This is a genomic window from Micromonospora sp. M61 (genome assembly GCF_018070245.1).
Lineage (GTDB): Bacteria > Actinomycetota > Actinomycetes > Mycobacteriales > Micromonosporaceae > Micromonospora > Micromonospora zamorensis.
The window spans coordinates 213,555-223,379 of the sequence record NZ_JAGPYA010000003.1; the positions used below are offsets into that span (position 1 = coordinate 213,555).

Genomic DNA, 9,825 nt, shown 5'->3' on the forward strand with positions numbered 1-9,825 from the left:
ATGGCTGAAAACGGTCTGGCGAGCCGCCTCTACAACGGCGAAGCCGGTCTCAACGTCGTCGGCAAGCGCAAGGTCTGGTTCGGCGTCGCCGGGGTCCTGATCCTGATCGCGCTCCTCAGCTTCGGGCTGCGTGGCTTCAGCCTCGGCATCGAGTTCGCCGGCGGCAACTCGTTCCAGGTGCCGGCCAGCGTCGGCACCCTGGAGGACGCCGAGCGGGAGGTCAACTCGGCCCTCGCCACGGAGAACACCGGCGTCACGGTGGCCACCGCGCAGAAGGTCGGCGGCACCGGCGGCGACACCTACGAGCTGCGTACGGCACAGCTCGACGCCGACCAGACCACTGCGGTCAAGGCCCAGATCGCCGAGGACCTCGGCATCGACCCGGCTCAGATCAGCAGCAACCAGGTCAGCGAGGCGTGGGGCAGCCAGGTGACCGAGCGGGCCGTGCTCGGTCTGGTCATCTTCATCGCACTGGTCATGGTCTACCTGATCCTGCGCTTCGAGTGGCGGATGGCGGTCGCCGCGGTCGCCTCGCTGATCACGAACCTGATCCTCACCGCCGGCATCTACTCGCTGGTCGGCTTCGAGGTCACCCCGTCGACGATCATCGGCTTCCTCACGATCCTGGGCTTCGCGCTCTACGACGTGGTGGTGGTCTTCGACAAGGTGCAGGAGAACACGCGGGGCATCACCGCCAACAACAACCAGACGTACGGCGAGGCGGCCAACCTGGCCGTCAACCAGAGCCTGATGCGGTCGCTGAACACCTCGGTGGTCGCCCTGCTGCCGGTCGGCGGTCTGCTCTTCATCGGTGCCGGCCTGCTCGGCGCCGGCACGCTGAAGGACCTCGGCCTGGTGCTGTTCGTCGGTATGGCGGTGGCGTTCCTGACCTCCATCCTGGTGGCCACCCCGCTGCTGGCGCTGCTGAAGAACTACGACCCGCGGATCCAGGCGCACAACAAGCGCGTCCTGACCCGGCGGGGCGCCCTCGCCCGCGGCGAGGTCACCCCGAAGGGGGCCGCGAGCCCGGCCCAGGCCGACGCGACCGACGAGCCGCTCGACCCGGACGCCGCCGCGCTGGCGGGTGCCGCCCCCAAGGTGGGCGCCCGGCCGGCGGGCAAGCGGCCGACCGGCGCCCGGGGCGGTCGCCCGGGTGGCGGCGGCAACCGGCCGGGTGGCGCCAAGCGGCGCTGACCCGAACGGAAACACCCGAACGGCGTCCGGCATGCTGTGTGAGCAGCACTGCCGGACGCCGTCGTCGTTGAAGGAGAGCGGAACAGCCGTGACGGAGACCCACAGCACCGAGGCGCGCGGGGACAGCGGCCCGGAGGCCGCCCGACTGGTCGCCAGCCGGGTGCTGGACGTGCCCGACTTCCCCAAGCCCGGCGTCCTGTTCAAGGACCTGATGCCGCTGTTCGCGGACGGGAAGGTCTTCCGTGAGGTGATCGACGGGATCGTCGCGTACCACGGGCGGGACGCCTTCGACGTTGTCGTCGGCATCGAGGCCCGCGGCTTCGTCGTCGCGGCGGCCGTCGCCTACGCGGCCGGGGTGGGCGTGGTGCCGGTGCGCAAGGCCGGCAAGTTGCCCCGCCCGGCGCACTCGGTGTCCTACGCCCTGGAGTACGGCGAGGCCACCCTGGAGGTGCACGAGGATGCCTTCACCGCCGGGCACCGGGTCCTGGTCGTCGACGACGTGCTGGCCACCGGCGGCACCGCCGAGGCGACGCTGGACCTGGTCGAGCGGGCCGGCGGCACCGTCACCGGCTTCACGGTCCTGCTGGAGCTCGGGTTCCTGGGCGGGCGCGAGCGGTTGGCGCAGCGTCCGGTGCACGCCCTGCTGACCGTTTGAGCAGTTCGACACGCGGCTGACCGTTTGATCCCAGATCCGGCGGACACTGCCGGCGTCGACCGTCCGGCGGAGCGGCAGGGGGCCTCCGGTGCGGGTAGCATTGCCCTTTGCTGACGCCGGCCGCACACGTCCGGCGAGGCGAGACCAGGCCGGCCGATGTTCGGTCGGTGTGTTTCCGGCGAGCGGTGAGGAGGCCGGTGTCCCACGATGTCGTCCCTCCGGCGGAGGGCACGGTGCACCCGACAGGCGACGCTGACGGCTCGGTGACTGACCGGACAGGCGACGCGCCGGCCCGGGTGACGGGCACCGGCAACGGCTCCGGCAAGGCTGCGGGCGAGACCACTGTCCGCCCGATCAGCGGCCCGCCGAGCGTCGAGGCCGCGCCCGGCGCCGACGGGGTTGTGGTGCCGTTCCCGACCGACGCGGGCATCGACCCGTCGCCGAGCGGTGGCTTCGGGTTGTCCAACGCGCCCACCGGCCGGCGCGTGCGGGCCCGGCTGGCCCGGTTCAACGCGCCCTGGCAGACCTCGCAGGTCAGCGAGGTGCTGGAGCCGCTGATCGCGAGCCACCGGGACAACCACCCCAAGGCCGACGCCCGGCTGCTCCAGCGCGCCTTCGACACGGCCGCGCGGTGGCACTCCGGGCAGTACCGCAAGTCCGGCGACCCGTACATCACCCACCCGCTCGCGGTGGCGACCATCCTCGGCAACCTGGGGATGGACACCACCACGCTGGTCGCCGCGCTGCTGCACGACACCATCGAGGACACCGAATACACCCTCGACCAGATGCGCGCCGACTTCGGTGGCGAGGTCGCCCTCCTGGTCGACGGCGTCACGAAGCTCGACAAGGTCAAGCTGGGTGACGCGGCCAAGGCCGAGACGATCCGCAAGATGGTCGTGGCGATGGCCAAGGACCCCCGGGTGCTGGTGATCAAGCTGGCCGACCGGCTGCACAACATGCGCACCCTGACCTTCCTGCCCCGCCCCAAGCAGGAGCAGAAGGCCAAGGAGACGCTGGAGATCCTGGCGCCTCTCGCGCACCGGCTCGGTATGAACACGATCAAGTGGGAGCTGGAGGACCTGTCCTTCGGCACGTTGTTCCCGAAGCGCTACGAGGAGATCAACCGGCTGATCGGGGAGCACCAGCCGCAGCGCGAGACGCTGCTGCGGCAGGTCACCCAGAAGGTCGGCACCGACCTGAAGGCCGCCAAGATCAAGGCGGAGACCACCGGGCGGCCGAAGCACCTCTACTCGATCTACCAGAAGATGATCGTGCGGGGTCGGGACTTCAACGACATCTACGACCTGGTCGGGGTGCGGATCCTGGTCGACACGGTTCGGGACTGCTACGCGGCGCTGGGTGTCATCCACGCCAACTGGCAGCCGGTGCCGGGCCGCTTCAAGGACTACATCGCGATGCCCAAGTTCAACATGTACCAGTCGTTGCACACGACTGTCATCGGGCCCACCGGCAAGCCGGTGGAGATGCAGATCCGCACGTACGCGATGCACCGCACCGCGGAGTTCGGCATCGCCGCGCACTGGAAGTACAAGGAGCACAAGGGCACCCAGATCGTCGGCCCGCCCGCGCACATCGACGAGATGACCTGGCTGCGGCAGCTCCTCGACTGGCAGCGTGAGGCGGCCGACCCGAGCGAGTTCCTGGACGCGCTGCGCTTCGACCTGTCCAGCCAGGAGGTGTACGTCTTCACCCCGAAGGGTGACGTCATCCCGCTGCCGACCGGGTCGACGCCTGTGGACTTCGCGTACGCGGTGCACACCGAGGTCGGGCACAAGTGCATCGGGGCGCGGGTCAACGGCAAGCTGGTGCCGTTGGAGTCGACGCTGTCCAACGGCGACGTGATCGAGATCTTCACGTCGAAGTCCGAGACGGCCGGCCCCACGCAGGACTGGCTGGGCTTCGTCAAGAGCCCTCGCGCCCGGACGAAGATCCGGCAGTACTTCAACAAGGAACGGCGCGAGGAGGCGATCGAGGCCGGCAAGGACGCGATCGTCAAGGCGATGCGCAAGCAGGGCATGCCGTTGCAGCGGATGCTCACCTCCGACGCGCTGATGTCGATCGCCCGGGACCTGCACCTCGCCGACGTGGCCTCGCTCTACGCGGCGGTCGGCGACAGCCAGGTCTCCGCGCAGTCGGTGGTGCAGAAGCTGATGGCCGCGTACGGCGGCGAGGAGGGCGCGGCGGAGGACATCGCCGAGACCGCCGTCGCCACCCGGCCACCGCGCAGCCGGCAGAGCAGCAGCGACCCCGGTGTCGTGGTCCGGGGCGTCAGCGACGTCTGGATCAAGCTGGCCCGCTGCTGCACCCCGGTCCCACCGGACTCGGTGTTCGGCTTCGTCACCCGCTCCGGCGGGGTGAGCGTGCACCGCGACGACTGCGCGAACGCCGAGGACCTGCGGGCGCAGAGCGAGCGCGTGGTCGAGGTGAGTTGGAAGCTCACCTCCGCCTCGACGTTCCTGGTCGCGATCCAGGTCGAGGCACTGGACCGGCACAAGCTGCTGGCCGACGTCACCCGGGTGCTCTCCGACGAGCGGGTCAACATCCTCTCCGCCACCGTCACCACGACCCGCGACCGGGTGGCGGTGAGCCGGTTCAGCTTCGAGATGGCCGACCCGAAGCACCTGGGCCACCTGCTGGCCACGGTCCGCAAGGTCGACGGCGTCTTCGACGCGTACCGGGTCACCTCCGGCGCCTGACGCGTACCCCGGACACGACAGCGCCCGCCGGCTCAGCCGGCGGGCGCTTCGTCGTGCGCGCGGGGGTCAGCCCTGCGGGTTGCTCATGGTGAGGTCCTTGATGATGACCTCCTTCTTCGGGTGGCCACCGCCGGCCTGCTGGGCGAAAGCCCCGTCGTCGCCGGCCTTGGCCACGTCCTTGACGATGTCCAGGCCACCGGTGATGGTGCCCAGCACCGTGTACGCCGGGTCCAGCGGCGAGTCGCCGTAGACGATGAAGAACTGGCTGCCGGTGCTGCCCGGCTGGCCGGAGTTGGCCATCGCGATGACACCCTCCGGGTACGGCGGGCGCTTGTCGGTGGGCAGGTTCTCCTCGGGCAGGCGGTAGCTCGGGCCACCCTGACCGTCGGTCTCCCGCCAGCCGTTGCCGGTGGCGCTGGGATCACCGCACTGCAACACCTTGATGCCCTCGGTCACCAGGCGGTGGCACTTGGTGTTGTCGAAGAAGTTCTTCTCCGCCAGGTAGGTGAAGCTGCCCGCCGTGCACGGCACCAGCGACCGGTCGACCTTGGCCGTGATCGGGCCGAGGTTGGTGTCGATCGTCATGGTCTGCACGCCCTTGGCGTACTGCTCGTTGCTCGGCACCCCGACGTCCTTGATCTGCGGGGGCCGCTGCTCGGCCGGCAGCGCGTTGAACACGCACTCGGACGCCCCGGCCGCGGGCGCGGCGGTGTCGTTCTTGTCGTCGTCGTCGCCGAGGCTCATCGCCAGCCAGACGGTGCCGGCGACCACGAGCACCAGCGCGGCAGCCGCGCTGACGATCGCCTGCGTCTGCCGGCGCTTGCGGGCCTTGGCCGACCGCTCGGCCATCTCCTTCTCGAGCCGGGCGCGTGCCGCCGCGCGCTGCCGCTCTCTGGTGGACGTCACGCCTGGATCCTCCTGGGCTGTCTGCTGCTGAGTGCCGCTTGGGGTGGGTGGTGGTGCCCGGTCAGCCGGCGCTCGGGCTGCTGGCCGGGGCGCCGGAGGCCGAGGGTGCGGCGCCGGTGACCGGCTCACCGACCGTGAGGCTCTGGATCGTCACGTCGGTGCTGGGCTTGACCTTGGCCCCGGTCCCATTGTCCACGGTCGGGAGGGCGCCGATCTTCTCCACCACGTCCAGCCCGCCGGTCACCCTGCCGATCACCGGGTACTTCGGGTCGGCGGTGGTGAAGTCCTTGAAGAAGATCAGGAACTGGCTGCCGTTGCTGCCCGGCGGGTTGGAGACCATCGCCACGGTGCCCTTCGGGTACGTCGGCGGCTGGCCGGGGGCCGGGCTGGCCGACGGGGACGCCGACGGCACGGTCGGCACCTCCTCGTCATAGAACGAGTAGGTGGGCCCACCGAGGCCGGTGCCACTGGGATCGCCGCAGTGCAGCGCGCCCTCGGTGGTGATCTCGTGGCACTTGGTGTTGTCGTAGAACGACCGGCTCGCCAGGTGGGCGATGCTCGCCGCCGCGCACGGTGAGTTGGTCAGGCTCAGCTCCGCGGTGATCGGCGCGCCCTGGTTGGTCGTCACCGTCATCGCCCGGGTGCCGTCGGTGGGCAGATCCTTGGTCGCCGGCGTGCCGACGTCCTTCAGGTTGGTGTTGGCCGTGGCGTCCTGCGGCGTCCAGAGGCAGGTGTCCTCCGCGGCCGTGTTCTGCTTCGAGTCGGAGTCGAACGCCCCGAGCGCCCAGGCCGAGCCGGCCACCACCAACACGAGGATCAGGGCGGCACCGACACCGGCCTGGATCTGCCGACGGCGCCGCGTCGCGGCGGCTCGGCGAGCCAACTGCCGGTCGAGCTTTTCCCGCGCCAGTTTGCGCTGCCGGTCCCTGCTGGAAGCCACCCGTGCTCCCCTTTCCTCTACCTGGTCGTCGCCGGCGACCGGGCGTCCCGGCCCGTCCGGGCGTCACGTGTGTCGCGCCACACGCCCGCCAGAGTGTACGGCTAGCGACTGGGAATGTGGTGTACGAGGTTCCACCCCATCCCGAGCAGCGCTTATCGGGTGTTGTCACTGCGCCGTACGGGGCGCGAGGGGCGGACGCGGCAAAGTCGCTCGGCACGCCCGTTAGGCTGCTGGCAGGACGACAGCTGCTCGACGGAAAGGACAGCGCCTGTGCTCGTGGCCGGCTTTCCCGCGGACGCCTTCGGCACCAACTGCTACGTGGTTGCCACCGCGCCGGGGGAGCAGTGCGTGGTGGTCGACCCCGGGATCGGGGTGCTCGACCAGCTCGACGCGCTGCTCGCCGAGCACCGCCTGCATCCGGCCGCCGTGCTGCTCACCCACGGCCACCTCGACCACACCTTCTCGGTCGCGCCGGTCTGTGGTGCGCGCGGCGTCACCGCCTACGTGCACCCGGGCGACCGGGAGATGCTGGCCGACCCGTCCAAGGGCCTCTCGGCCGACCTGACGTCGCTCTTCGGCGGTCGGTTGAGCTACACCGAGCCGGAGGACGTGGCGGAGCTGACCGACGGCGCCACCCTCACGCTCGCCGGCCTGGAGATCGCCGTCGACCATGCCCCGGGCCATACCGGCGGGTCGGTGCTGTTCCGGCTGCCCGGCGCGGGGTCGGACTGGGAGGCCGACGAGCTGTGCCTCTCCGGTGACGTCCTCTTCGCCGGGTCGATCGGCCGCACCGACCTGCCGGGCGGGAGCATGCCGGCCATGCTCACCAGCCTGCGCGACAAGATCCTTCCGCTGGCCGACGACACCGTCGTGCTGCCCGGCCACGGCCCCGCCACCACCATCGGCCGCGAGCGCGCCAGCAACCCGTACCTCATCGAGGTGGCGCAGGTCGGCGGCGGCCGACCGGCGCCCACCCGGGGCCTCTAGACCTTCTCCGCGCCGCGCGCGGACCCACGACACCACCGCGCCGCGGGCGCGGCACCGCAAGGAGTACGCCGATGAGCAAGCCCACGCCCATCTCCGGTTTCCCGGAGTGGACCCCCGGTCAGCGGATGATCGAGCAGTTCGTGCTCGACCGGATCCGGGCCACCTTCGAGCTGTACGGCTTCGCGCCGCTGGAGACCCGCGCGGTGGAGCCGCTTGACCAGCTGCTGCGCAAGGGCGAGACCTCGAAGGAGGTCTACGTGATCCGGCGGCTGCACGCCGACGCGGAGGGTTCCGGTGGTGACGACCAGCTCGGCCTGCACTTCGACCTGACCGTGCCGTTCGCCCGTTACGTGCTGGAGAACGCCGGCAAGCTGGCGTTCCCGTTCCGCCGCTACCAGATCCAGAAGGTGTGGCGGGGTGAGCGGCCGCAGGAGGGCCGTTACCGGGAGTTCGTGCAGGCCGACATCGACATTGTCGACCGGGACACCCTGGCCCCGCACCACGAGGCGGAGATGCCCCTCGTCATCGGCGACGCGCTGCGCTCGTTGCCGATCCCGCCGGTGACGATCCAGGTCAACAACCGCAAGATCTGCGAGGGCTTCTACCGGGGCATCGGGCTGACCGACCCGGAGGCGGCGCTGCGCGCGGTGGACAAGCTCGACAAGATCGGCCCGGCGAAGGTGGCCGACCTGCTGGCCCAGACCGCCGGGGCGAGCGAGGCGCAGGCCAAGGCGTGCCTGGCGCTGGCCGAGATCTCCGCCCCGGACGCCTCGTTCGCCGACGCCGTCCGCGCGCTCGGGGTGAGCGATCCGCTGCTCGACGAGGGCATCGACGAACTGGTCCGGGTGGTGGAGACCGCCGCCGAGCACTCGCCCGGCCTCTGCGTGGCGGACCTGCGCATCGCCCGTGGCCTGGATTACTACACCGGCACCGTCTACGAGACCCAGCTGCGCGGCTACGAGCGGTTCGGCTCGATCTGCTCCGGCGGCCGGTACGACAACCTGGCCACCGCCGGCGCCGTCTCGTACCCCGGGGTGGGGATCTCGATCGGGGTGACCCGGCTGCTCGGGTTGCTCTTCGGCGCGGGGGAGCTGTCGGTGTCCCGGGAGGTGCCGACCGCCGTGCTCGTCGCGGTGACCAGCGAGGAGCAGCGGACGGCCAGCAACCGGGTGGCCGAGGCGCTGCGGCGGCGCGCGGTGCCGACCGAGGTGTCGCCGAGCGCGGCGAAGTTCGGCAAGCAGATCCGCTACGCCGAGCGACGCGGCATCCCGTACGTCTGGTTCCCCGGTGTCGACGGAGCGCCGGACGAGGTGAAGGACATCCGCTCGGGTGAGCAGGTCACGGCCGGTGCGCAGGAGTGGATGCCCCCTCTGGAGGACCTCAAGCCGACTGTTGGGTGAGTCTCTCCACTGGCGCTGACGGCCGCGGGGACCTACGGTAGCGTAAGTTACGCCACCGTAGGGAGTTTCTTGTGACCGTCAGCACCACACTCAGTCAGACCGCTCTCCTCGTCGAGTTGGAGCCGGTGGTCGCACGCAACCTCGACCGCCACCTCACGCTCGCCAAGGAGTGGTTCCCGCACGAGTACGTGCCGTGGAGCGAAGGGCGGACCTTCGACGGGCCGCTCGGCGGCGAGGCGTGGTCGCCGACCGACTCGACCATCCCGGACGTGGCTCGCACCGCGCTGATCGTGAACCTGCTGACCGAGGACAACCTGCCCTCGTACCACCACGAGATCGCCACCCTGTTCGGCCGCGACGGCGCGTGGGGCACCTGGGTGCACCGGTGGACCGCCGAGGAGGGCCGGCACGGCGTCGCGATCCGCGACTACCTGACCGTCACCCGGGCCGTGGACCCGGTGGCGTTGGAGCGGGCCCGGATGACGCACATGTCCGAGGGCTACACCAACGCCCACGGCGACGAGGTGCTGCACTCGCTGGCGTACGTCTCGTTCCAGGAGCTGGCCACCCGGATCTCGCACCGCAACACCGGCAAGGCCACCGGCGACCCCGCCTGTGAGGCGCTGCTGGCCCGGGTGGCGGCCGACGAGAACCTGCACATGGTCTTCTACCGCAACCTGCTCGCCGCCGCGTTCGAGCTGGCCCCGAGTCAGGCCATGCGGGCCGTCGCCGACGTGGTGGCCGACTTCCAGATGCCGGGCAGCGGCATCGACGGTTTCGCCCGCAAGTCGGTGGCGATCGCCCTGGCCGGCATCTACGACCTGCGCCAGCACCGCGACGATGTGCTGCAGCCGGTGCTGCGCCAGTGGGACGTCTTCAACGTGACCGGCCTCAACGCCGACGGTGAAGCCGCCCGCGAGCAGCTCGCCGGCCAACTGGACAACCTGGAGCGCGCCGCGAGCCGCTTCGAGGAAAAGCGCGACGCCCGAGCCGCCCGCCTGGCCCTCCGCTAAACCCCCACCC

At 70.8% G+C, this 9,825-nt stretch carries 8 protein-coding genes; 6 read left to right on the top strand and 2 right to left on the bottom strand.

The genetic code is table 11. The features are described 5' to 3' along the window. The 3 genes from secF (at position 1) to KBX34_RS03285 (ending at position 4,569) form a co-directional block, all read left to right on the top strand. Positions 1-1,194 (top strand): protein translocase subunit SecF, encoded by a 1,194-nt coding sequence (gene secF / locus KBX34_RS03275; RefSeq protein WP_088947415.1) that lies wholly within the window; start codon positions 1-3, stop codon positions 1,192-1,194. An 88-nt stretch (positions 1,195-1,282) separates the two neighbouring features. Beyond that, on the top strand, positions 1,283-1,849 hold the full coding sequence (locus tag KBX34_RS03280) for an adenine phosphoribosyltransferase (RefSeq protein WP_088951624.1): 567 nt from the start codon (positions 1,283-1,285) through the stop codon (positions 1,847-1,849). A gap of 197 nt (positions 1,850-2,046) precedes the next feature. Next, a complete protein-coding gene (locus KBX34_RS03285) occupies positions 2,047-4,569 on the top strand; it encodes a bifunctional (p)ppGpp synthetase/guanosine-3',5'-bis(diphosphate) 3'-pyrophosphohydrolase (RefSeq protein WP_210923157.1) in 2,523 nt (840 codons plus the stop codon). Between the two features lie 66 nt (positions 4,570-4,635). On the opposite strand, the gene KBX34_RS03290 is transcribed toward KBX34_RS03285, so the two are convergent. After that, on the bottom strand, positions 4,636-5,475 hold the full coding sequence (locus tag KBX34_RS03290; RefSeq protein WP_210923159.1) for a peptidylprolyl isomerase: 840 nt from the start codon (positions 5,473-5,475) through the stop codon (positions 4,636-4,638). 61 nt (positions 5,476-5,536) lie between these two features. After that, positions 5,537-6,415, bottom strand: a complete 879-nt coding sequence (locus KBX34_RS03295) for a peptidylprolyl isomerase (protein ID WP_099852223.1) — start codon at positions 6,413-6,415, stop codon at positions 5,537-5,539. Between the two features lie 270 nt (positions 6,416-6,685). On the opposite strand from KBX34_RS03295, the gene KBX34_RS03300 reads away from it, so the two are divergent. From KBX34_RS03300 to KBX34_RS03310, 3 genes are all read left to right on the top strand, one after another. After that, on the top strand, positions 6,686-7,402 hold the full coding sequence (locus tag KBX34_RS03300; RefSeq protein ID WP_088947419.1) for an MBL fold metallo-hydrolase: 717 nt from the start codon (positions 6,686-6,688) through the stop codon (positions 7,400-7,402). A gap of 71 nt (positions 7,403-7,473) precedes the next feature. Next, a complete protein-coding gene (gene hisS, locus KBX34_RS03305) occupies positions 7,474-8,802 on the top strand; it encodes a histidine--tRNA ligase (RefSeq protein WP_210793041.1) in 1,329 nt (442 codons plus the stop codon). A gap of 71 nt (positions 8,803-8,873) precedes the next feature. Then, complete coding sequence (locus KBX34_RS03310) at positions 8,874-9,815, top strand: acyl-ACP desaturase (protein WP_088947421.1); 942 nt, start codon at positions 8,874-8,876, stop codon at positions 9,813-9,815. The last annotated feature ends 10 nt before the right edge of the window (positions 9,816-9,825 follow it).

Coding starts and splice junctions, on each gene's coding strand:
- secF (WP_088947415.1), top strand. CDS start 1: ATGGCTGAAAACGGTCTGGCGAGCCGCCTCTACAACGGCGAAGCCGGT.
- hisS (WP_210793041.1), top strand. CDS start 7,474: ATGAGCAAGCCCACGCCCATCTCCGGTTTCCCGGAGTGGACCCCCGGT.